20 protein-coding genes and 1 other RNA gene are annotated in these 22,982 nt (G+C 62.8%); 18 read left to right on the forward strand and 3 right to left on the reverse strand.

All coding sequences use genetic code 11. The features are described 5' to 3' along the window. Positions 1 to 106 precede the first annotated feature (106 nt). The 9 genes from N0P34_RS07365 to N0P34_RS07405 all read left to right on the forward strand — a co-directional run bounded on the left by N0P34_RS07365 (position 107) and on the right by N0P34_RS07405 (position 8,561). Positions 107 to 1,240, forward strand: coding sequence for a DUF2336 domain-containing protein (locus N0P34_RS07365; protein ID WP_275606369.1), 1,134 nt, complete (start codon positions 107 to 109; stop codon positions 1,238 to 1,240). Positions 1,241 to 1,342: 102 nt separating this feature from the next. Then, positions 1,343 to 2,293, forward strand: coding sequence for a metalloregulator ArsR/SmtB family transcription factor (locus N0P34_RS07370; RefSeq protein WP_275606370.1), 951 nt, complete (start codon positions 1,343 to 1,345; stop codon positions 2,291 to 2,293). A 12-nt stretch (positions 2,294 to 2,305) separates the two neighbouring features. Further along, the gene (metF, locus tag N0P34_RS07375; protein ID WP_275606371.1) at positions 2,306 to 3,205 is read left to right on the forward strand and encodes a methylenetetrahydrofolate reductase [NAD(P)H]; all 900 of its coding nucleotides are present in this window, start codon (positions 2,306 to 2,308) and stop codon (positions 3,203 to 3,205) included. 123 nt (positions 3,206 to 3,328) lie between these two features. After that, positions 3,329 to 4,192, forward strand: coding sequence for a hypothetical protein (locus tag N0P34_RS07380; protein ID WP_275606372.1), 864 nt, complete (start codon positions 3,329 to 3,331; stop codon positions 4,190 to 4,192). A 206-nt stretch (positions 4,193 to 4,398) separates the two neighbouring features. Further along, complete coding sequence (locus N0P34_RS07385) at positions 4,399 to 5,145, forward strand: DnaJ family molecular chaperone (protein WP_275606373.1); 747 nt, start codon at positions 4,399 to 4,401, stop codon at positions 5,143 to 5,145. 32 nt (positions 5,146 to 5,177) lie between these two features. Further along, positions 5,178 to 5,557, forward strand: an RNA gene (gene rnpB / locus N0P34_RS07390) — RNase P RNA component class A. A gap of 223 nt (positions 5,558 to 5,780) precedes the next feature. Next, positions 5,781 to 5,927: a hypothetical protein gene (locus N0P34_RS07395; RefSeq protein ID WP_275606374.1), complete on the forward strand. Its 147-nt coding sequence runs from the start codon at positions 5,781 to 5,783 to the stop codon at positions 5,925 to 5,927. A 202-nt stretch (positions 5,928 to 6,129) separates the two neighbouring features. Next, entirely contained in the window at positions 6,130 to 7,230 is a 1,101-nt protein-coding gene (gene nspC, locus N0P34_RS07400) for a carboxynorspermidine decarboxylase (RefSeq protein ID WP_275606375.1), read from the forward strand. Between the two features lie 44 nt (positions 7,231 to 7,274). After that, positions 7,275 to 8,561 carry a saccharopine dehydrogenase family protein gene (locus N0P34_RS07405; protein WP_275606376.1) on the forward strand — a complete coding sequence of 429 codons (1,287 nt, stop codon included), beginning with the start codon at positions 7,275 to 7,277 and terminating at the stop codon, positions 8,559 to 8,561. A gap of 158 nt (positions 8,562 to 8,719) precedes the next feature. Here N0P34_RS07405 and N0P34_RS07410 read toward each other — a convergent pair whose 3' ends face one another. The 3 genes from N0P34_RS07410 to N0P34_RS07420 are packed head-to-tail and all read right to left on the reverse strand — an operon-like array spanning position 8,720 to position 11,694. Further along, the gene (locus N0P34_RS07410) at positions 8,720 to 9,754 is read right to left on the reverse strand and encodes a response regulator (RefSeq protein WP_275606377.1); all 1,035 of its coding nucleotides are present in this window, start codon (positions 9,752 to 9,754) and stop codon (positions 8,720 to 8,722) included. A gap of 6 nt (positions 9,755 to 9,760) precedes the next feature. Next, positions 9,761 to 10,204 (reverse strand): response regulator, encoded by a 444-nt coding sequence (locus N0P34_RS07415; protein ID WP_275606378.1) that lies wholly within the window; start codon positions 10,202 to 10,204, stop codon positions 9,761 to 9,763. Next, complete coding sequence (locus tag N0P34_RS07420) at positions 10,201 to 11,694, reverse strand: CHASE3 domain-containing protein (RefSeq protein ID WP_275606379.1); 1,494 nt, start codon at positions 11,692 to 11,694, stop codon at positions 10,201 to 10,203. Before N0P34_RS07420 ends, N0P34_RS07415 begins: the two co-directional genes overlap by 4 nt. 201 nt (positions 11,695 to 11,895) lie before the next feature. On the opposite strand from N0P34_RS07420, the gene rsmH reads away from it, so the two are divergent. From rsmH to murC, 9 genes are all read left to right on the forward strand, one after another. Then, a complete protein-coding gene (gene rsmH, locus N0P34_RS07425; RefSeq protein ID WP_275606380.1) occupies positions 11,896 to 12,897 on the forward strand; it encodes a 16S rRNA (cytosine(1402)-N(4))-methyltransferase RsmH in 1,002 nt (333 codons plus the stop codon). Continuing rightward, positions 12,894 to 13,277 (forward strand): hypothetical protein, encoded by a 384-nt coding sequence (locus N0P34_RS07430; RefSeq protein WP_275606381.1) that lies wholly within the window; start codon positions 12,894 to 12,896, stop codon positions 13,275 to 13,277. Before rsmH ends, N0P34_RS07430 begins: the two co-directional genes overlap by 4 nt. Next, positions 13,277 to 14,992 (forward strand): penicillin-binding protein 2, encoded by a 1,716-nt coding sequence (locus N0P34_RS07435; protein ID WP_275606382.1) that lies wholly within the window; start codon positions 13,277 to 13,279, stop codon positions 14,990 to 14,992. Before N0P34_RS07430 ends, N0P34_RS07435 begins: the two co-directional genes overlap by 1 nt. 24 nt (positions 14,993 to 15,016) lie before the next feature. Next, complete coding sequence (locus N0P34_RS07440; RefSeq protein WP_275606383.1) at positions 15,017 to 16,459, forward strand: UDP-N-acetylmuramoyl-L-alanyl-D-glutamate--2,6-diaminopimelate ligase; 1,443 nt, start codon at positions 15,017 to 15,019, stop codon at positions 16,457 to 16,459. A gap of 114 nt (positions 16,460 to 16,573) precedes the next feature. Further along, positions 16,574 to 17,965, forward strand: a complete 1,392-nt coding sequence (murF, locus tag N0P34_RS07445; RefSeq protein ID WP_275606384.1) for a UDP-N-acetylmuramoyl-tripeptide--D-alanyl-D-alanine ligase — start codon at positions 16,574 to 16,576, stop codon at positions 17,963 to 17,965. A gap of 27 nt (positions 17,966 to 17,992) precedes the next feature. Next, a complete protein-coding gene (gene mraY / locus N0P34_RS07450) occupies positions 17,993 to 19,078 on the forward strand; it encodes a phospho-N-acetylmuramoyl-pentapeptide-transferase (RefSeq protein ID WP_275606385.1) in 1,086 nt (361 codons plus the stop codon). A 103-nt stretch (positions 19,079 to 19,181) separates the two neighbouring features. Next, on the forward strand, positions 19,182 to 20,345 hold the full coding sequence (locus N0P34_RS07455) for a putative peptidoglycan glycosyltransferase FtsW (protein WP_275606940.1): 1,164 nt from the start codon (positions 19,182 to 19,184) through the stop codon (positions 20,343 to 20,345). After that, positions 20,342 to 21,457: an undecaprenyldiphospho-muramoylpentapeptide beta-N-acetylglucosaminyltransferase gene (gene murG / locus N0P34_RS07460; RefSeq protein ID WP_275606386.1), complete on the forward strand. Its 1,116-nt coding sequence runs from the start codon at positions 20,342 to 20,344 to the stop codon at positions 21,455 to 21,457. Before N0P34_RS07455 ends, murG begins: the two co-directional genes overlap by 4 nt. Beyond that, positions 21,454 to 22,872 carry a UDP-N-acetylmuramate--L-alanine ligase gene (murC, locus tag N0P34_RS07465; RefSeq protein WP_275606387.1) on the forward strand — a complete coding sequence of 473 codons (1,419 nt, stop codon included), beginning with the start codon at positions 21,454 to 21,456 and terminating at the stop codon, positions 22,870 to 22,872. Before murG ends, murC begins: the two co-directional genes overlap by 4 nt. Positions 22,873 to 22,982 lie beyond the last annotated feature (110 nt).

Genomic DNA, 22,982 nt, shown 5'->3' on the forward strand with positions numbered 1-22,982 from the left:
CAGGATCGGTCGAGCTTTATTCAAATTGCCCCCCGCGCCTTCAGGCGGTGCAAGCGAGTTCGGTCCAGATTGGTGCTGGACTGCGGTAGTCACCGGGAGAAGGCTGATGAGTGAATTTGACGAGGGCAGCCGGGCATTTGCGAGTTTTCGCGTGTTGAACGGTGAAGACAGCCTGTCCGAACGGGATCAGCTCTTCCGCAACATGGCCAAGCTCTTCAGCTATGTGTCGGACCGCTGCGACGACGACCAAGTGGCTCAATATGACGAAGCGCTGTGCCTTCTCGCCGAATTGGTGGAGGTCGAGGCGCGCGTCCATGTCGCCAAAATCCTGGCACCGCTGCAAAGGGCGCCAGGCACCGTCGTGGTCAAGCTGGCCAATGACGACATCGAGGTCGCCCGGCCGCTGCTGGAGTTTTCGACCGTTCTCAGCGATGACGATCTGATCGAAATCATTGCCAGGCAAAGCGAGGCCCACAGGCTCGCCATTGCCGGCAGGGCGGTGGTGCCGGAGCGGGTTGGCGAAGCGATCGTCGAGCACGGCGAGACCAGTTCGGTCATTCGCCTCGTGCGCAATTCGAACGCGGAGTTCGGGCGCTCGACGCTGGAAAAGCTGGTCGAGCGCGCCAAGACCAATGCCGAAATCGCCGCCGATCTGCGCAATCGCGCCGAGATCGACTGGAAGTCGCTGCGGGGCGAGATCGATTCTGTCGCCGGCAAGGTGCTCGAGAGCCTGGGCGAGGTCGATGGCCGCTTCGATCCGGTGACGGCCGGCAAGGTCAATGCCGTTGTTTACAACCGCATCCGAAACCGGGCCGGCTTTAACGGCCAGGAGTGGAAGGTCGCCTATAACCAGGTCAAGGCGCTGCACGACCGCAAGCAATTGGATGAGCGGGCCATGACGCGGTTTGCCCGGTTCGGCTATGGGCACCATGCGGCCGCGGCTCTTGCCGTGATGCTGCGGGTCTCGCCTGAAATCGTCGTCAAATGGCTGGCCAGCCAGGACTACGCGGCTGTGACGGTCGCCATGCGGGCGCTCAAGATGGAGGCCGAGCTCTTCCTGGCCACTGTGGCGGTGCTGCCTTGGCGCGATCTTCCCACCGAAGCGGATCGCACCATGGTCGCAAGCCGGTTTGCGGCGCTCGACGATGAAGAGGCGGCGAGCATTTTCGAGCTGTGGCGCGCCCACTCTTTCCGCCGCCGCGCGGCCGCGCCGGAAACACGGGTCGCCATGCGCGCCTGAGGGGCGAATGGGGAGATCTCGCATTGAGATTTCCCCAGCCACAATTTCTGCTGGACCAATCGCCCGCACCGAATATAAAGATATCTTTATATCAGGTGGGCGATGAGCGATTTGACCGAATTGGTGGGCGTGTTGAAGGCTGCGGGCGAGGGCACGCGGTTGCGCCTCCTCGCATTGCTGGCTGACGGCGACCATTCGGTCAAGGATTTGACCGAGATTCTCGACCAGAGCCAGCCCCGCGTTTCGCGCCATCTCAAGCTGCTTGCCGATGCGGGCCTCGTGCAGCGCCATGCCGAAGGTGCCTGGGCCTATTACGGTCTGGCGCCAAGCGGCAAGGGCGCCGAACTCGCGCGCTGGCTGGTGGCCCGCCTTGCCCATGACGATGGCGAACGGCTGCGGGACAAGGCGCGACAGGACGAAATCTTTTCGGCGCAGCAGGCAAGGGCAGGGGCCTATTTCGCCAAGGTTGCCGACAGCTGGGACCTGCTCAAGACGCTCCACGTGCCGGAAGCTGCGGTTGAAGCGGCCATGCTCGAGACACTCGAGGGGCGCGTGGCGGATCTGCTGGTCGATCTGGGCACGGGGACCGGGCGGATGCTCGAAGTCCTCGCCCCGCGTTTCCGGCGCGGCATCGGCGTCGATTCGAGCCGAGAGATGTTGGCGGTAGCGCGGGCGCGACTGGCTGCTGCCGGGTTGACGCATGCGCAGGTGCGGCTGGGCGATATCGCCGCGCTCGATCCCGCCATCGGCCCGGCCGATGTGATCACCATCCATCAGGTGCTGCATTATTTCGACGATCCGGGCCGCATGCTGGCGCAGGCGAGACGCCTGCTGCGACCGGGCGGGGAAATCCTCATCGTCGATTTCGCGCCCCATGACCTCGAATTCCTGCGGACCGAGCATGCCCATAGGCGGCTTGGTCTTTCCAGGGAGCAGATGAATGCCTGGGCGGATGCCGCCGGCCTCGATGTGCGCGCCGTCCAGGAATTTCCCAGCAACACTTCGGATCGCGGGCTGACAGTGTGCCTGTGGCACCTCGGCGACCGCAAATAACGGAACAGAATTATGATCGACGACAATCTTCGCGCCAGCCGACTGACCGCCGACAAGCGCCCGGACCTGCAGCTTTCCTTCGAATTCTTCCCGCCCAAGACCGACGCGATGGAAGAGCGGTTCTGGGACAGCATCGGCAAGCTGGCGCCGCTCAAGCCGCGCTTCGTATCGGTCACCTATGGCGCCGGCGGCACGACGCGCGAGCGCACGCTGCGCATGGTCAGCCGGATCACGACGGATACGGGTGTGCCGGCGGCGGCGCATCTGACCTGCGTTGGCGCCAGCCGCGCCGAAGTCGACGCCGTGGTTGAGGGGTACAAGCAGGCGGGCGTCAATCGCATCGTGGCCCTGCGTGGCGATCCGCCGGAAGGCGTCGGCCATCCGTTCACACCCCATCCCGATGGATATCGGGACGCCGCCGATCTCGTTGCCGGCATTCGCCGCATCGGCGATTTCGACATTTCGGTCGCCGCCTATCCGGAAAAGCATCCGCAAAGCGCGGACTGGGATGCCGATATCGATAATTTGAAGCGCAAGCTCGATGCCGGCGCCGACCGTGCGATCACGCAGATGTTTTTCCGCAATTCGGACTATCTCCGGTTCGTCGAGCGGGCCCGAAAGGCCGGTATCACCGCGCCGATCGTTCCGGGCATCCAGCCCATCCACAGCTTCAAGCAGATCTCCGGATTTGCCTCGCGCTGCGGCGCTTCGATCCCCGACTGGCTGGCGGAACGCTTTGAAGGACTTGAGGAAGATCCGGAAACGCACGCCCTGGTGGCGGCGGCGGTCGCGGCCGAGCAAGTCACCGAACTGCTCGACGAGGGCGTCACCGAATTCCATTTCTACACGCTCAATCGCTCCAATCTGGTGCTGGCCCTCGCTCGGCTGCTCGGGCGTCGTTCCGAGAGCTGATGGGCGCGTTCAGCCCCGGTTCATCCGGGGCAGACCAAGACTACGCGCTGGCCTTCATAAAATGGCCACCAATCTGGGTTTGAACGCCCAAAATATTGCGACGCAGAGCGGAGCTCCTTGACTATGAAACTTGATCGCCGCCTCACAAATGGCCTCGCCTGGGCCGGGGCGTTGCTCGTCGTCGGCGTGCCCGTGGCCGATTTCTTCATTGGCCGGATGAGCGAGACCGACATGGCGCGCGCCAGCGTGGTCGATGCCGGAAACAGCACGCCGGTTGCCGCGCCAATCGCCAGTGTCGAACCGGCCGGCGAGACTGCGTCGAACGCGGCAGTCGCGCCGGTAAAGAGCGCGGCGCTCGACAAGCCCGCCGTGGGGGGTGACGCGGTTCAGAGCTATATCGACGCCGGAAAGTCCTTGCCCAGCTATATCACCGGCGGAGATGCCGGGTCGGTCGCCGATAAACCGCAACAGAGTGCCGCCGTGCCGACGCCGGTTCAGGCCGGCAATCCGCCGGCTGCGGTTCCTGCATCCACGCCGACCGCTCCGGTCGTCGCCGCCGTGCCGTCCAGTGCGGAAGCGCGTCCGCCGGCAGCAACGACGCCTCCGGTCGAGACTGTGGCCATACTGCCGCCCAAGGTGGCGCCCGTGCCCATGCCGCTATCGATGCGGCCGCGGGTGGCTGTCGCCCCGCAGGCAAGCGTCCCCCAGGCACCCGTCCTGATTGTCGACGAGCCGGCTCCGGTCCGGGGCGCGCCGTCGCCGGTGATCACGGCCGACGATCTCGAGGGGTGGGAAACCGGTCCGCTGTCCGACTTCCTCGCGCAGCGCCAGCAGCAGGGCAGCAGCGCCGTCTATCAGGTGCAGCCGAACGAGAATTCCTATGAAACCGAAGGCTTCTGGCTCGATGAGGCGCCGCGTGGCAACCGTCGCGGCGGGGGCTTCCCCTCGGCTTATGATAATGACTACTTCATGCCCTTCGCGCCCTAGAGCATTTCACCGCGTCGTTGACGCGATGAAATCACTCTAGGTCCTTGTTTTGTCGCGCTTCCGAACCGGAAAAGTGGTGTCCACTTTTCCTGGAAGCGCTCTAAGCGCATGGCTGCCACCATTTAGAGGCATGGACCGTTCAGACCACAACCGCTAGTATGACTGGCAGGTCGCCCAGTGGCGCGACGGGGCGGAAAGGCGGACAAATGCTGTGCTGCGTACGCAAGGCGGAAGAGAATCGCGATATTCGCGAACGGCTCGCCCGCTTTCTCGGGTCCTTCTCGCGCCGCACCGGCGTGGCCGGACACATCGCCAATATTCTCGATCCCGACAATTGGTTGCCGGGTGGCCGCGAGGCCGCATTCACGCTGGCGCTGATCGCGCTGTCGGCCAAGATGGCCATGGCCGATGGCGCGGTGACGGCATCGGAAGTGCGCGCCTTCAACGCCACCGTCGAGATCGCCAAGGGGCAGGAGCCCCAGATCGAACGCCTGTTCAACCTCGCCCAGCAGGATGTCGCCGGATACGACGCCTATGCCCGCAAGGTGGCGCGCTTTTTCGCCGATGCGCCCGAAACACTCGAGCATGTCCTTGATGGGCTGTTCTTCATCGCCACGGCAGACGGCATGGTGCATGAGGCAGAGCTCGATTACCTGCGCTCGGTCAGTGCCATCTTCGGCTTCGACGAAGTGCGTTTCGAGCAGATCGCGGCTCAGCACGTCATGCTCGACGAGAGCGTCGATCCCTATATGGTTCTCGGTCTGACCCACGATGCGCCCCCCGAAGAAGTGCGCCGGGTCTATCGCCTGCTGGTGGCCGAGCATCATCCGGACCGGCTGATTGCCAAGGGCGTGCCCGAAGAACTGATCGATGTCGCCACCGCCCGGATGTCGGCAATCAATCTGGCCTATCAGGCGATTACAAAGCCCAAGGCGCAACCATTGCTCACTTGACTGCAAACGCGGCGTCCCGCACAAGACGCCGGCCAGTTGACCGGGTGGCCGCTGGCAGTGGGGTAACCCTCTGCCAGAGGAAAGTCCGGGCTCCATCGGAACACGGTGACGGCTAACAGCCGCCGGGGGCGACCCCAGGGAAAGTGCCACAGAAAGCAAACCGCCGATCTTCGGATCGGTAAGGGTGAAAGGGTGCGGTAAGAGCGCACCGGGCGCCTGGCAACAGGGGCCGCACGGTAAACCCCACCGGGAGCAAGACCAAATAGGGATGACGCGGGGAAACCCAGCCTGTTTCGAGGCCATGTCGTCCGGGTTGGTTGCACGAGTGCCCTGGTAACAGGGGCCACAGATGAATGGTCACCACGTCGCGCAAGCGGCCCTACAGAACCCGGCTTATAGGTCAACTGGCTCTTGACCCTCCCAAACCCTGGAAGGCATTCACCCACGGGCGTTGCGCGCCCCGAAGGCGCGTCGCCGCATGCGCTGCAATTCGCCAAAATCCTGACATTGCGCTGAAATTTCCGTGATCTGCATGGCCTGCCGTGCAGGCCTGCGGCTGGAGCATGGGTGGTGCAATGCTGGCGCAATCTCCGCCAGACATCTGTGGCGCGTCATCTCGAGAAAAGGAATTCACCATGAAGAAGCTCGCAGCAGCCGCCCTCGCAGCAATCGTCGTTTCCAGCATTGCCGCACCGGCATTTGCCCAGACCGTCCAGAACTGCGCGTTCAAGGATCAGGTCCTCTGCAAGGTCGAGACCCTTTCCAACACCAAGGAAGACTAATCCGTCTTCTGTCTGGTTTGAATTTGAAGGCCCCCGGAATATCGCCGGGGGTTTTTGCGTTTTTGCGCTCCAGAAACCCTTGCGTGCATGCCTCAAATGCGGGGCATCGCTTGCGATTGGCGCCACATGCCGGTAAGGGCTGGCCTTCCCATTTTCCGCCTGACGTGGCGGGGACATGACGCCTGTTGGAGTTCTGCGCGCGATGCCCCTGACAACACCTTATTACCTGATCGACGAAACCCTGCTTGAACGCAATCTGGCGCGGATCGATCAACTGCGCGCCGCCTCGGGCGCGAAATGCCTGCTTGCGCTCAAGTGTTTTGCCACCTGGTCGACATTCGAGCAGATCGCTCCGCACATGGACGGGACGACCTCGTCCTCGCTCAACGAAGTGCGGCTCGGCCGTGAGAAATTTGCCGGCGAGACGCATGCCTATTCGGTTGCCTGGTCGGACGACGAAATCGACGAAGCGATCGCCAATGCCGACAAGATCATCTTCAACTCGGCCAACCAGCTCGAGCGCTTCGCCGACAAGGCGCGGCACCTCGCCATCGGCCTGAGGGTCAATCCAGGCGTCAGCCACTCCCATTTCGATCTTGCCGATCCGGCGCGTCCGTTCAGTCGCCTTGGCGAGTGGGATGCGGCGCGGATCGAGGCGGTCATGGACCAGGTGTCAGGCTTCATGATCCACTGCAATTGCGAGAATGACTCGGAGGAGGCGTTCTCCGATTTGCTCGATCGCATCGAAGAAAAGCTTGGTGGTTTCCTCTCCCGTCTCGATTGGGTGAGCCTTGGCGGTGGCATCCACTTCACCAGGGACGGCTATCCGATCGACCAGCTTGCCGAAAGATTGCGCCGCTTTGCCGAGCGATTCGATGTGCAGGTCTATCTCGAGCCCGGCGATACGGTGGTGACCGATACGACGACGCTCGAGGTCAGTGTGCTCGACGTCATCGAGAACGGCAAGGCCGTCGCCATTGTCGATAGTGCGGTGGAGGCCCATATGCTGGACCTGCTGGTCTATCGGGAGAGCGCCTCTGTTGCGCCCAATACGGGCGGGCATCGCTACATGATTGCCGGAAAATCCTGCCTTGCAGGTGATGTTTTCGGTGAATTTGACTTCGAAAAGCCGCTGGAAGTGGGCGATCGCATAGCGTTCCTCAATGCCGGCGGGTACACGATGGTCAAGAAGAACTGGTTCAACGGCGTGGCCATGCCCTCTATAGCCATCCGCCGAAAGAATGGTGCGGTCGATCTTATCCGGGAATTCGGCTATACGGACTACGTCGCCAGCCTCTCCTGAGAGGGGCTGATATCGTCAACCACCAATAAGGTGTTTCGTGTCAATTGAAGAAAAACGTACTGATCATCGGTGCCGGAGGTGTCGCGCAGGTCGCAGCCGTTAAGGCTGCAATGCACAACGACGTGCTCGGGGACATCAACATCGCTTCGCGAACTCTCGACAAATGCCAGGCGATCATCGCCGGCGTGCTCGAGAAAAAGGCGCTGAAGCGTCCTGGGCTGCTTGCCGCTCACCAGCTCGACGCAATGGATGTCGAGGCCACCAAGGCGCTCATCCGCCGCACCAAAAGCCAGATCGTCATCAATGCCGGTTCGGCCTTCCTCAACATGTCCGTGCTGCGGGCCGCCATCGAGACGGGCGCCGCCTATATCGACACGGCCATTCACGAAGATCCTGCCAAGGTGTGCGAGACGCCGCCCTGGTACGGGAACTATGAGTGGAAGCATCGCGAGGAGTGCGAGCGCAAGGGCATCACCGCCATTCTCGGCGCAGGGTTCGACCCTGGTGTCGTCAACGCCTATGCGGCGCTGGCTGCGGAGCACTATTTCGACAGCATCGACAGTATCGATATCATCGACGTGAATGCGGGCAGCCATGGCCGCTATTTCGCGACCAATTTCGATCCCGAGATCAATTTCCGCGAATTTACCGGTACGGTGTGGAGCTGGCAGCAGAGCCAGTGGACGGCGAACAAGATGTTCGAGGTCAGCCGCACTGACGAGTTGCCGGTGGTTGGATCGCACAAGACCTATCTGACTGGGCATGACGAGCTGCATTCGCTCTCGGCCAATCTGGACGTGCCGGATATCCGGTTCTGGATGGGCTTTGGCGAGCACTACATCAATGTCTTTACGGTGTTGAACAATCTCGGCCTCCTCTCGAACGAGCCGGTTGTCACCGCCGAAGGGCAGGAAGTGGTGCCGCTCAAGGTGGTCAAGGCCGTTCTGCCCGATCCGGCCTCTCTGGCGCCCGACTATGCCGGCAAGACCTTTATCGGCGACCTCGTCAAGGGAATGCGGGGCGGGGTGGCGTCGGAGGTGTTGATCTACAACATCTGCGACCACGAAGAAACCTTCGCCGAAACCGGTAGCCAGGCCATTTCCTATACGGCCGGCGTGCCGGCCGTGGCCGCGGCCATCCTCATCGCCAAGGGCGAGTGGGATTGCCACCACATGGTCAATGTCGAGGAATTGCCGCCAGTGCCGTTCATCAGCCTGCTCAACCGGATGGGCCTGCCCACCCGCATTCGCGACGGCCGGGGCGACCGGGCGCTGACCGATGAAGAGATGCGTTCGCTGCGTCCGGTTTCGACGCGCCTCGGCGTCTCCTAAGTCCAGACATGAGTTGCGGCCGGTTCATCGACCGGCCGCAATTGTTTTTTGTTGATTAGGTCATTCACCGCGTCGGCAACGCGATGAGACCACTCTAAGTCCCTATTTCGTTGCGCTTCCGAACCGGAAAAGTGGTGTCCACTTTTCCGGGAAGCGCTCTAGATGGGGAACGTCACCGTCACGCGCGTCCCAGGTCCTGCCTGGTCGTAGGACACGTCGGCCGCCAGGCTGTGGGCCATGGCCTTGACGATGCGGCTTCCAAGGCCCGTACCCTGCGGCACGCCCTGGCCGGTCCAGCCGACACCATCATCTTCGACCAGGAGCTTTGCCATTCCATCCTGCTGGGCCATGGCCACGCGCACTTCCCCGAGTTCGCGTCCGGCATAGGCGTATTTCAGCGCATTGGTGACAAGCTCGGTGAGGATGACGCCCAGCCATGCCACTTTCTCGGTCGGCAGGTGGAAGCTCTCGACCTTGACCTTGAGTTCGGCCGTCTGCCCTTCCGATTGCATTGAGGTTCCCAGCTCGCAGGCCAGGCTCTTGATATAGTCGGAGATCTCGACCGAATGGACGTCCTCTGCGGAGTAGAGATGGCGATGGACGCCGGCAATCGCATGGATGCGGGCCTGGGTTTCCGACAGCGCGCGCTTGGCCTCGGGGTCGGACACGGCGTTGGACTGCAGTCCAACGAGGGCCGCGACCATTGCCAGCGAATTGGCCACGCGGTGATTGACCTCGCCGAGCAACATTTCGGCGCGCTCGCGAGCCTCATGGACCTCGCGCTCGGCCTTGGCCTTGGCGCGCACCAGCCGCACATGATCGACGGCGTGGTCTATCGCTGACAGAAGCAGTTCCATGAACTCTTCCGACAGCGTCTTGGGCACGAAATCGGTCGCGCCGGCCTTGAGCGCCGCAACCGCAATCGCGGTTTCGGCCGATCCGGTCACGTAGACCACGGCCGGTTTATCCTCGAGATCGGTCATCTTCTCGAGTATGTCGAGGCCGGTTCCCGTGGGCAGATAGTGGTCGAGCGTGACAACATCGATGCCGCCGCGGCGAATGATCTCGAGCCCTGCCTCGCCACTGCTTGCGTGCTCAAACTCATAGCCGCGCCGTTCCAGAGCCCTTTGCAACAAACGGGCAAGGCCTGGATCGTCGTCGATATAGAGAACTTGCGGCTTACGGTTCGGCATGGTCGATCAATCGGCCTCTGGGATCTGCATGACCGAAAAGAACAGTCCGAGCTGCTTGATGGCATTGGCAAAGCCGTCATAGTCGACCGGCTTGGTGATGTAGACATTGGCGCCCAGATCGTAGCAGCGCTGAATTTCGCGCTGATCATCCGTGGTCGTCAGCACCACGACCGGGGAGCGGCGCGTGTGCTCGTTGCCCTTCACCTTTTCGAGAATGTCGATGCCGGTCATGTCGGGCAGGTTGAGGTCGAGCAGCACCAGCAATTGCCGGCCCTTGTTGACGAGGCCAGTGCCATCCGGGCCGAGGAGATAAGCAATGGCATCGGTGCCGTTGGCAAACGGCACGATCTCATTGGCGACGCCGGCGCGGCGGATGTTCTTCTCGATCAGGCGCGCATGGCCCTCATCGTCTTCGATCATGATGATTGTTACGGGGCGCGCGTCGTTCATCGGTCGATTTTTCCTAGGTAGGACCGCACGTCACGCGGCAAGTTGATATGAAATGTCGTGCCCTCGCCGAGTTGCGAGGTCAAGGTAATGTCGCCGCCGAGGCTGCGGACCATGGTGCGCACATGGGCCAGGCCGATGCCTTCGCCAGGCTGGCTCTGCGCCCCGGAACGCCGGAACAGCTCGAATACACGCTCATGGTCGGTTTCGGCAATGCCCCTGCCATTATCCTGGACGTCGACGAGTACGCGGTTGCCCGGCAGGTGGCGCGAGCGGACGGTGAGCTTGAGGGGGCGGTCCGGCTGCTGGTACTTGATGGCGTTGTCGAGCAGATTGCCGAGGATCTGTTCGAGCGAGAGCTTGTCGCTCACCAGCTTGCTGGCCCGCAGATCGGTCGAGGTCTCGCCGGACTTGTCGGCAATCTGGTGGTGCACGGCGGCCAGGGAATTGTTGACCAGCTCTTCGAGATCGAGCGCATCGGGCTTGAGCTGGCGCCGTCCCTCGCGCGAAATCTTGAGGATGGCATTGATGAGCCCGTCCATCTTTCGCGTTGCGGCACGAATGAAGGTAATGGCTTCGGGCAGGTCCTCGGTGGCGGCGATCCTTGCTTCGTCGAAGGCTGGATTGTCCTCGGCCGGCTTGCCTTCCATATAGGTCCGCAGCGTGTCGACGCTGGTTTCCATCTCGCTGGTGAAGCCCATGATGTTGACCAGCGGGGCGCGGAGATCGTGGGTGACGATATAGGCGAAGCGCTGGATTTCTTCATTGGCCTTGCCCAGGTCCGAAGTGCGCTCGCGCACCCGTTCTTCGAGGCCGGAATTGGCATCTTCCACTTCACGCCGGGCCTGGTTGAGTTCCTGCGTGTAGCGCAAGACGGTCCATATGGCGCCCAGGACGACGATGAGGATGATGGCGCCGCCGCCTATGGATACCCATCGCAGGGCATTGGTGGTGCCGCGCTGGTTGTTCACGCCGATGGTGAGCTGGTCGTCGATGTCGCTGAGGAAGGTCTCGAAAAAAGCACGGGCGCCGTCCATGGCAGCCTTGCCGCGATCAGTGCGGACCTGCGCGACGGCCTCCTCGACACGGCCCTGGCGCGCCAGCTCGATTGTCTCCGACATTTCTCGCAGCTTGAAGCCGATGTTCTGCTCCAGTTCGGCGAGCGCTTCGTTAGCGGCCGGGTAGGGCGCCAATTGAGCCTTCAGCCTTTCAAGCCCGCCGGCGACGCGCGGCAAAGCGTTCTCATAAGGCTCGAGATATGCGGGTTCGAGCGTGATGATATAGCCGCGCTGGCTGGTCTCGATGTCCTGCAGCATGGCGCGGAGGTCGATCACGGAACGGCGAAGGGCACGGGCCTCGGTCACTTCGTCGAAGTAACCCTGAGACCGCTCCACCAGCCACACATTGGTGCCGACGATGCCAAGCAAGGCCAGCAATCCGACGAGAAGCATAAGGGCGGTCGTTCTGACGAAAGATTTGCTGGTTATGGGCATTATCTATTCCGTTGGCGTCGCACTTTCATGGCGTGAATGCGGGTGCAGAGCAATATGCCGGCCCCAATCGCGGTCGAATTTCTTTGCAGGACTGGATCTTGGTTGAAACAGGAATGGGAAACAAAATCTTAATCGTCACCATGCGATTGTCGCGGCCAGTGTTTTAACGGCCGAGTGGTCGCGAGTGGAGTTCTGGCCGACATGGGCAAGCGTATCCTGCCCGAAATAGAAGCGTCAGGCGGTCCGCATGTGCCGGTGCTGCTCGAAGAGGTCGTGGCGGCCCTCGCGCCGCTGGCCGGCAGCCGCGTGGTCGATGGCACGTTCGGGGCCGGGGGATATTCGCGTGCGCTGCTGGAAGCGGGCGCGGAAGTGATTGCGATCGATCGCGATCCCTCCGTCCTCCCGCATGCCGAAAAGCTCAAGCAGGACTTCCCTGAGCGCTTCACCTTCCTTCCGGGCACATTTTCACAATTGGACGCCTTGGCGGGTCCTTATGCGCCGATCAACGGCGTGGTCCTCGACATCGGGGTGAGTTCGATGCAGCTGGATGAAGCCGGGCGCGGCTTTTCCTTCATGCGCGACGGCCCGCTCGACATGCGCATGAGCCAGTCCGGCGAGAGCGCGGCCGATCTGGTCAACACCCTCGAACAGGACGACCTCGCCAATCTGCTGTTTGCGTTCGGGGAAGAGCGCAAGTCGCGCCGTATCGCCCAGTTCATCGTTTCCGCGCGGGCCGAGGCGCCCATCGAAACGACGCTGCAGCTGGCAAAGATCATCGAAAAGGCGATCGGCCGCAAACCCGGCGACGCGCATCCGGCAACGCGCTCGTTCCAGGCACTGCGGATCGCGGTCAATGGCGAACTCGAGCAATTGGTCGAGGGTCTGTTTGCGGCAGAGCGCCTTCTGGCCGAGGGTGGGCGACTGGCGGTCGTCAGTTTCCACTCTCTCGAAGACCGCATCGTCAAGCGCTACTTCGATCCCGACAAGGCCGGGCCGGCACAGTCGCGGCATCTGCCGCAGGTGGCGTCCGAGGCGCGGCGCTGGGATCCGGTTTCCAAGGCGATAAAACCGGGCGCTGCCGAGCTGGCGCGCAATCCGCGGGCGCGATCATCGGTTTTGCGGTGCGGGACGCGCACCTCGGCCGCGGCGCGTGAAGTGCGGCTTGATGGTCTGGGCGTCCCCAATTTCCGGGGGCGCAATTGATCCGTCGCATCAACGTCTTCCTCATCCTGACAAGCATTCTGATGCTCATCGGCGTCTATATGTTGAAGTTCTCCATCGAGGGCACGGCGTCCGAACGCTCTGCCCTGCAGGCCTTCATTTCCGAGCAGGAGGGGCAGCTTTCCCTGCTTCAGGCCGACTGGGCCGTGCTGAACCAGCCGGCCTATATCGAACCCATCGTGCGTCGCCATCAGGCGGAACTGGCGATCGAACAGGTCAAGCAGGAGCAGTTCGGCGCCTTCGACGCCTTGCCGATGCGCCCGGCCAAGCCCGACAGCGCGGCCATGGATGCCCTGTTCGAGGCCATCGACAATGGCATCGATCCGATCGATGCCATCCTTGAGCTGGAAGGGATTGAGTGATGGCCGTTCTCGGCGATGATTTCGCACCAACCATTTCGCTCGATGGTGGCCGCAAGGCTCGTGGCAACCTGACCCAGGCCCGCATTCGCTGGATGATCCTGGCGCTGGTCATCGGCTTTTCCCTCGTCGGCGGCCGGCTGATCCAGCTCGGTTTCGTTGAGACCGACCAGCGCATCGAAGGCCAGGCGCGCGACGTGATCACGGCGAGCCGGCCGCCGATTCTGGATCGAAACGGGCTCGAGATGGCCGTCGATATCCGTGTGCCCTCGCTCTATGCAGAGCCGCGCCGCATCGTCGATGTCGAGGAAGCCGTGCAAAAGCTGCGCACCGTCCTGCCCGATATCGACGAGAAATGGCTGCGCAACCGGCTGACGGGCGATCGTGGCTTTGTCTGGATCAAGCGCGAACTGACACCGGCGATCCAGGAACAGGTGATGCGCCTGGGACTGCCGGGGGTGGATTTCATCACCGAGTCGAAGCGCTTCTACCCGGCCATGAATGAAGCGGCGCACATTCTCGGATCCACCAATGTGGACAATCAGGGGATTGCCGGCATCGAGCGGCACATGGACAGCGAATCCATCGCCCTGCTGCAGGAACTTGGCCTCGCGCGCGGCAATGCGCTGACACCGGTCGAGCTCAGCGTCGACATGCGCGTCCAGCACGTCATGCACGACCAGCTGACCGACGCCATGGAACGCTACCAGGCCATCGCCGCTGCCGGCATCATGCTCGACATCTACACCGGCGAAGTCATCGCCCTGGCTTCGCTCCCCGATTTCAATCCCAACGAACCGGCCAGCGCCCTCGTCAAGGACACATTCAACCGGATCACCGCCGGCATTTTCGAGCCGGGCTCGATCTTCAAGACCGTGACCATCGCCGGCGCGCTCGACGCGGGGGCTGTGCGGATTACCGACACGTTCGATGCGCGATACGGGGTCCGCTTCGGTCGCTTCACCATCAGCGATTTCCACGGCAAATACCGCATTCTGTCGCTGCCGGAGGTCTACAAATATTCCTCCAATATCGGCACGATCCGCGTCATGCAGGCGCTGGGCAAGGAGAATTTCCGGGCCTTCCTCAACCGGATGGGCTTTGACGCCCGCGTCCAGTTCGAACTGCCCGAGATGCGCCTGCCGACAGTGCCGAAGGAATTTTCCGAGGTCGGCGCGGCCACCGCGTCGTTCGGGCATGGCCTGTCCGTCTCGCCCCTGCACATGGTTACGGCCTATTCGGCTTTCGTGAATGGGGGCAATTATGTTCCACCAACGCTCTATAAGCGTGATATTGCCGAGGCCGAGCAGCATTACACACGCGTGGTGCAGCCCCAGACCAGTGAATTGATGCGGTATCTCATGCGGATCAACGCCATCGAGCCGGGCGGCTCCGGCTCGCAGATGAACAAGCTTGCCCTCGGCTATCGCGTCGGCGGAAAAACCGGCACCGCGGAAAAGGTGGTCGATGGCCGCTATTCCTCGAGCAAGGTGACGAACTTCTTCGCCTCGGCCTTCCCGCTCGACAATCCGCGCTATGCCATGGTCATCCTCGTCGATGAGCCCAAGGCCGAAAATCCGCAGTCAGGCACGACCGCAGGATGGAATGCCGGGCAGGTTACCGGCCGGATCATCCAGCGCGTTGCACCAATGCTTGGCGTCGCTCCTGACTTCAGTGAAGTGCTGGATCAACAACTCGTCCCGTCCGTACTCAGATAGATCGATCCCGAAGGATTTGTCGCCGTGTCTCTTAGCGTATCGCAATTGCTCGAAGGTTCGGGCGCCCGCCCCAAAAAGGGTCTGGGCACCGTCTTCGGGCTCAACTCGGACAGCCGTCGGATCGAGCCGGGCGACATTTTCTTCGCATTGCCCGGCAAGAAGGTCCACGGCAATGACTTCGTGCCCGATGCGGTGCAGCGCGGCGCGCTGGCCATCGTAACCGACAAAGCCCCGCCGGGAGATCCCGGCGTACCCGTCATCGTCGTGCAGGATGTGCGCGCCGCCTATGCCCGCGCTGCCTCCCGCGTGTTCGAGCCGCAGCCCGAGATCGCCGTCGCGGTCACCGGCACCAATGGCAAGACCTCGGTTGCTTCCTTCGTGCGCCAGATCTGGGACTTCGCCGGCATACCCGGCGCCAGCGTCGGCACGCTGGGTGTCGAGACCAAGACACGGCTCATCGAGGGCGCGCTGACCACCCCGGATTCGCGCACGCTGCACCAGGCCATGCGGGCCCTCAAGGCCCAGGGTGTGGATCACGTCGCGCTCGAGGCCTCAAGCCATGGTCTCGACCAGCATCGCCTCGACGGCATGCATTTCGAGGCTGTCGCCTTTACAAATCTCAGCCGCGACCATCTCGATTACCACGCCAATATGGATGAATACCGCGACGCCAAATTGCGGCTGTTCACGGACCTGCTGGTCGATGGCGGGGCGGCGATCGTCAATGTCGATGATCCCGAGCACATGCCGTTCATGTTTGCGGCGCTGTCGGCCAATGCCACCCTGCTCACGGTGGGCCGGGAAGGCGCCTATATCGAAATCATCTCGATCGAGCCCGAGGCCTATGGCCAGCGGGTGCAGATCCGCCATATCGGCGAACTCGTCGATTTCCACCTGCACATCCCCGGCGAATTCCAGGTGTCCAACGCGCTGGTCGCCGCTGCGCTCGCCATGTCGTCGGGCGTCGACAAGGCCGATGCCTTCGCCGCGCTGCCATCGCTGGTCGGCGCACGCGGACGCCTCGAGCTGGTCGCCGAGCACAATGGCGCGGCCATTTTCGTGGACTACTCGCATAAGCCGGAAGCCCTGCGCACGGCGCTCCACACCCTGCGGCCCTATGTGAAGGGCAAGCTGCGCGTGGTGTTCGGTTGCGGGGGCGACCGCGACAAGGGCAAGCGCCCTCAAATGGGCGAGATTGCCAGCGAACTTGCCGATGTCGTCATTGTCACCGACGACAATCCGCGCACCGAAGATGCTGCAGCCATCCGGGCTGAAGTGCTCGCCGGCGCAAAGGGCGCAAAGGAAATCGCCGATCGCAGGAAGGCCATCCAGGAGGCCGTCAAATCCCTCAAGCCCGGCGATGTGCTCCTGGTGGCCGGCAAGGGACACGAGACCTATCAGATCATCGGCACGACCAAGCACCACTTCTCCGACCACGAGGAAGTTGCGCAGGCGATCAAGGGCTAGCGCAACAGGCAAGGCCTGCCCATTCACGCATTGCAGGGTTGGCCGGAACGGGGGTGCCGGCCAATTCCTGATCCGGCTACAGGCAAGGAACATGGCTCCGTTCGGACAGATAAGATGACCAGACCCCTCTATACACTCGATGAAATTCTCGCCGCCACAGGCGGCCGGGGCACCGATATCGCCGACGGCAAGATCGACAGCATCAGCATCGACAGTCGCGAGATTGGCCCCAATGCCCTGTTCGTGGCGATCAAGGGCGATCGCTTCGATGGCCATGATTTCGTCGAGACGGCACTGTCCAATGGCGCCGTGGCCGCGCTCGTCCATCGGGGCGGGGGAGCGGGGCGGATCGTGGTCGCAGACGCGCTGGGCGGTCTTCGCGATCTTGCCCGCGCCGCCCGCGAACGCAGTCGCGCCCTCATCGTCGGGGTCACGGGAAGCGTCGGCAAGACCACCACCAAGGAAGCCCTCAACCACGTGCTTTCGGCGGCAGGCGCGACGCACGCCTCGATAAAGAGCTTCAACAATCACTGGGGCGTGCCGCTTATGCTCGCGCGCATGCCCGAGAGCGCCCAGTTCGGCATTTTCGAAATGGGCATGAACGCCCCGGACGAAATCCGTCCGCTCAGCCAATTGGTCCGTCCCCATATCGCGGTGATCACCAATATTGCCCCCGCCCATCTCGAAAAGCTGGGCAGCCTCGAGGCCATCGCCCGGGCGAAAGCGGAAATATTCGAGGGGCTTGAGCCAGGCGGCACCGCGGTTATCAATGCGGACAATCCACAGATCGGCATTCTGCTCGAAGCCGCGGCGGCGGCCGGGGTAGCTCGGGTGGTGACCTATGGCTTTGCCCGCGGCGTCGACTGGCAGATCATCGATCCGCAAATTGCGGCCGGCAAGAGTTTTGCCCAGGTGGTGAATGGCGATGATCGCTATTCGCTGGCGCTGAGTGTGCCCGGCCGACACATGCTGTCCAATGCCACTGCGGCCTTCGTCGTCGGCCATCTGGCGGGTATCGAAGCGGAGGTGATCCTGCGCGCCCTTGCCGGTTTCGGGGCGCAGCCCGGACGCGGCCAGCGCCTTGCCCTGGGACCGGAGGATCGGCCGCTTATCCTCGTCGACGAAAGCTACAATGCCAACACCGCCTCGATGCGGGCGGCGCTCGAGGTCTTCTCCTCGCTCGAAGCGGCCGGCGGGCAAAGGGCGATCGTTCTCGGCGATATGCTGGAACTGGGCGCCGAAAGCGCAGCCCATCACGCCGGCCTGGCCGATGCGGTTCTGGCAAGCAGGCCCGACCTCGTTTATCTCGTCGGCCCCAATATGGCCGCATTGGCCAGCGCATTGCCCCCGGGGACGGTGACCGGACATTTCACAAGTGTCGCGGATGCCGAACCGGTCGTAAGGGACGCGCTTGCCTATGGAGATGCAGTTATGATCAAAGGATCGAATGGCATCGGGCTCGGACGGCTCGTCGCCTCCATTCGCCAAACGTTCGAAAAGCGCTGAAGCCGCCCAACCAGGATACCAGAGAGCATGCTCTATTTTCTCGGCCAGTTGGGTGACTCGCTCGCTGCATTCAACGTCTTCCGCTACATCACCTTCCGCACAGCCGGGGCGGTGATCACGGCGCTGTTCTTCGTCTTCCTGTTTGGTCCGGGCATGATCGCCATGCTGCGTCTCAAACAGGGCAGGGGCCAGCCGATCCGCGAGGATGGTCCCCAGGGGCACCTGCTGACCAAGAAGGGCACGCCCACCATGGGCGGGCTGATGATCCTCTCGGGCGCGGTGATTTCGACGCTCCTCTGGTCCAACCTCACCAATGGCTATGTCTGGGTGGTGCTGTTTGTCACCATCGGCTTCGGCGCCATCGGCTTTTACGATGACTATCTCAAGGTCAAGCGCATGAGCCACAAGGGGTTCGGCTCGAAACAGCGGCTGCTGCTCGAGGCGCTGATCGGCGCAATCGCGGCCTTTGCCATCTCGCAGTTGACCACCGGCGCCTATGGCACCTCGCTGCAATTCCCGTTCGTAAAAGATCTCGCCGTCAATCTCGGCTATTTCTACATTCTCTTCGGCGGGTTCGTCGTGGTGGCGGCGGGTAATTCGGTGAACCTCACCGACGGTCTCGATGGTCTGGCCATCGTTCCGGTGATGGTCGCGGCTGCCTGCTTTGGGCTCATCGCCTATCTCGTCGGCTCGCAAAACTATGCCGATTATCTGCTGCTCAACTCGGTGCCCGGTACGGCCGAACTGGCCGTGGTCTGCGGTGCGTTGATCGGGGCGGGTCTCGGTTTCCTCTGGTTCAACGCCCCGCCGGCCCAGATCTTCATGGGCGATACCGGCTCGCTCGCACTCGGTGGTGCGCTCGGCACTATCGCCGTGGCGACCAAACACGAAATCGTGTTGGCGATCATTGGCGGCCTCTTCGTGCTCGAAACCGTATCGGTGATCGTGCAGGTCACCTCCTTCCGGCTGACCGGCAAGCGGGTGTTCCGAATGGCCCCGATACACCACCATTTCGAGGCTTTGGGCTGGACGGAGAGCCAGGTGGTGATCCGGTTCTGGATCATCTCCTTCGTACTGGCGCTGATCGGTCTTTCAAGCCTCAAACTGCGCTAATCGCCAGCGCCTTTCGCAAAACGCGAAATCCCTTACCAAATCGGTAACCATCGCCGGCTACAATTCGATGCAGTTTGTATCGAGTAGCCGGCCCAAGCCCATGATGTTTTCCAGAGCTGAAAAAACACCGCTCGCTGAGTGGTGGTGGTCCATAGACCGCGAACTTCTTGGAGCCCTCATTCTCCTGCTGACCGCAGGCATGGTGCTCAGCTTTGCCGCCAGTCCCCCGGTGGCGGAGCGTATCGGCCTCGGCCAGTGGCACTTCGTCATCCGTCACGCCATGTTCTGCCTTCTGGCCCTGCCGGTCATGCTGGTGACGTCGCTCCTCAACCACCGTCAGGCGCGGTTCGCGGCGCTGGGCACTCTGATCGTCATGACAGTGCTGCTTTGGGCCACGCTGCGCTTCGGCGCCGAGGTCAAGGGCGCGCGCCGGTGGATTTCCTTTGCCGGACAATCGATCCAGCCCTCCGAGTTCGTCAAGCCGGCCTTCGCGGTGATCGGGGCCTGGCTGATGGCGGAATACATGATCCACCGCGACGTGCCGGGACGGATCCTCGCAACCCTGGTCATGGGCCTGATCGTCGGCGGCCTGCTCCTGCAGCCCGATATCGGGCAGTCGGCCCTGGTCGTCGCGACCTGGGCGGTGCTGCTGTTCCTGTCGGGGATTTCCTGGTGGATCATCGTCGGCCTGGGCGGGGCGGCAGGGGCATTGCTTGTCGGGGCCTATCTTTTCTTCCCGCACGTGGCGCGCCGTATCGATACCTTCCTCAATCCGGATGGCGGCGGTAACACCTATCAGATCGACCGCGCGCTGCAGTCCCTGCTCGAAGGCGGTTGGCTGGGCCGTGGCCCGGGCGAGTCCATCGCCAAAAAGCTTATTCCCGACGCGCACGCCGACTATGTGTTCTCGGCCGCTGCGGGAGAGTACGGCATTCTCTTTTGCCTTGCCCTTGTGGGGCTGATCGCTTTCATCGTGCTGCGGGCCATGGTTTCCGCCCAGCGCCAGACGAGCCTCTTCGCGCGCCTGGCGGCCTCGACCATCGCCATCCAATTGGCCATGCAATCGGGCATCAATCTCGCGGTGAACCTCAATCTGATCCCGCCCAAGGGCATGACGCTGCCCTTCGTGTCCTATGGCGGCACGTCCATGCTGGCCGTCGCCTTCGGCATGGGGCTGATGCTGGCTCTCACCCGAACCAAGCCGGAAGAGCGCATGGCCACCGGACTTCCCTCTTATCGTAGTGCCGTGGTAGCCCCCGCCGAATGAAAACCTTTGTACTCATGGCCGGTGGCACGGGCGGGCATCTGTTTCCCGCCATGGCGCTGGCCCAGGAATTGATCCGTCGCGGCCATGTCGTGGAACTGATGACCGATCATCGGGTGGATGGCTATGGCGTGGAATTTCCCGCCCGGCGCATCCACATCATTCCCTCGGCGACCCCATCGGGGAAGAACCCGATCCAGTTCGCCGGCGCAGCGTTCAAGATTGCGGGTGGCATCGTCACCGCCTTTGGCATCCTGCGCAATGTCCGCCCCGACGCGGTCGTGGGTTTTGGTGGCTATCCGACGTTTCCGCCGTTTCTTGCGGCCAGTCTTCTGTCCATTCCCGGCATCCTGCACGAGCAGAACGCCGTCATGGGCCGGGCCAATCGGGCGCTGGCTCGCTTTGCCGATGTGCTGGCGCTGAGCTTTGCGCAGACGCGATATGCCGACGACCAGGGGTTGGAGAAAATCCTCACCGGCAATCCGGTGCGCGACAGGGTGCGGGGTGTCATCGGCAAGCCCTATCCGGGCCTCGACGAGAAGAGCCAGATTCGCCTCGTCATTACCGGTGGCAGCCAGGGCGCGCGTGTCCTTTCCGACCTCGTGCCCGAGGCCATCGCGCTTTTGCCCGATGCCTTGCGGCAGCGTCTCCAGATCCTGCAGCAGGCGCGGCCTGAAGACATCGACCGGGTGGCGGAGAGCTATCGGAAGTCGCGCACTAATGTGGAACTGGCCTCGTTCATCACCGATCTGCCCGAGCGGATCGCCGATGCGCATCTGGTGATCGGGCGCGCCGGCGCATCCACCGTGAACGAGCTTTGCGTCATTGGGCGCCCGGCCATCCTGATCCCGCTGCCCGGCGCGCTGGATTCGGACCAGAAGTACAATGCACAGTTCCTGGAGCAAGGTGGGGGCGGTTGGGTCGCCGAGCAGGCCACACTGTCACCGCAATCGCTTGCCACTCGCATCACACAATTGTTAGCCGACCCCGCCCAACTGATCCGGGCTGCTGCAGCCGCACGCGCCCTGGGACAGCCCGGAGGGGTCGAGAAGCTGGCCGATCTGGCGGAAAGCCTTGCCGGCAAAGGTACGAACGAAATGGACCCCACATCATGAAAATGCCCCGCAATATCGGCCCGGTCCACTTCATCGGCATCGGCGGCATCGGCATGAGCGGCATTGCCGAGATCCTGCACAACCAAGGCTACATCGTTCAGGGCTCCGACGCCTCGGCCAATCCCAATGTCCAGCGCCTGCGCGACATGGGCATCAGGGTCGAAATCGGCCAGAGCGGCGATAATCTCGGCCAGGCCGAGGTCGTGGTCGTGTCCTCCGCCATCAAGAAGGACAATCCCGAACTCGTCGCGGCCCGCGCGAAAAATCTGCCGATCGTGCGCCGGGCCGAAATGCTCGCCGAGATCATGCGCTTCAAGACCGCCATCGCCATTGGCGGCACCCATGGCAAGACCACGACCACGACGCTGGTGGCGACGCTGCTCGACGCCGGCAATCTCGACCCGACCGTCATCAATGGCGGCATCATCAATGCCTATGGCACCAATGCTCGCCTGGGCGCCGGGGAGTGGATGGTCGTCGAGGCAGACGAAAGCGACGGCACATTTGTAAAACTGCCCGCCGACGTCGCTGTCGTCACCAATATCGACCCCGAGCATCTCGACCATTATGGCGATTTCGAAGGGGTCAAGAAGGCCTTCCACCAGTTCGTCGAGAACGTGCCTTTCTATGGCTTTGCCGTCATGTGCCTCGACCACCCCCATGTGCAGGCGCTGGTGGGCGAAGTGCGCGACCGCCGGGTCATCACCTATGGCCAGAACCCGCAGGCCGATGTTCGCCTCGTCGATCTCGAGAACCATGGCGGCGTCCAGCATTTCGCCGTCGAGATCCGTGACCGTATCCGCCAGACCCAGCTGCGCATCGATGGGCTGGAACTGCCCATGCCCGGCGTTCACAATGCGCTCAACGCCACGGCGGCCATCGCCGTCGCCGATCAGCTGCATGTGCCGGCCGAAGCGATCCGCCGGGGGCTCAAGGGCTTTACCGGCGTCAAGCGCCGCTTCACCCGCACCGGCACCGTCGGTGGCGTTACCGTGATCGACGATTATGGCCATCACCCCGTCGAAATCGCAGCGGCCCTTACGGCGGCGCGGCAATCGACGCGGCGCGATGTCGTGGCCGTGGTGCAGCCGCACCGCTTCTCGCGCGTCAAGGATCTCTTCGACGACTTCGCCGCCTGCTTCAACGATGCCGATACGGTCATCGTCGCCCCGATCTACGCCGCCGGGGAGACGCCGATCCCCGGTGTCACCCATGACGAGCTGGTCAACCGCATCCGCGCCCGCGGCCATCGCGATGCGCGCGTGCTCGACGACCCCGCTGCGCTGGCCAAGTTGATCGCCGGTCGGGTCGAGGATGGCGATTATGTCGTCTGCCTCGGCGCCGGCAATATCACCCAATGGGCCGCTGCGCTGCCGGGCGAACTCGGCGCGCTGATGGGCAAGGACGTGGAATGAGCTTCCGCCCCCACCCAGCCTCCCCCTGCCAGGGGGAGAGGCCGCATCCAGTTTGTGACGCGATTCCAGCGAACCCACAGAACCAACTCCTCCCACTCTCAGGGGGAGGT

The sequence above is a fragment of the Devosia sp. FJ2-5-3 genome (genome assembly GCF_029201545.1).
In the GTDB taxonomy this organism is placed as follows: Bacteria; Pseudomonadota; Alphaproteobacteria; order Rhizobiales; family Devosiaceae; genus Devosia.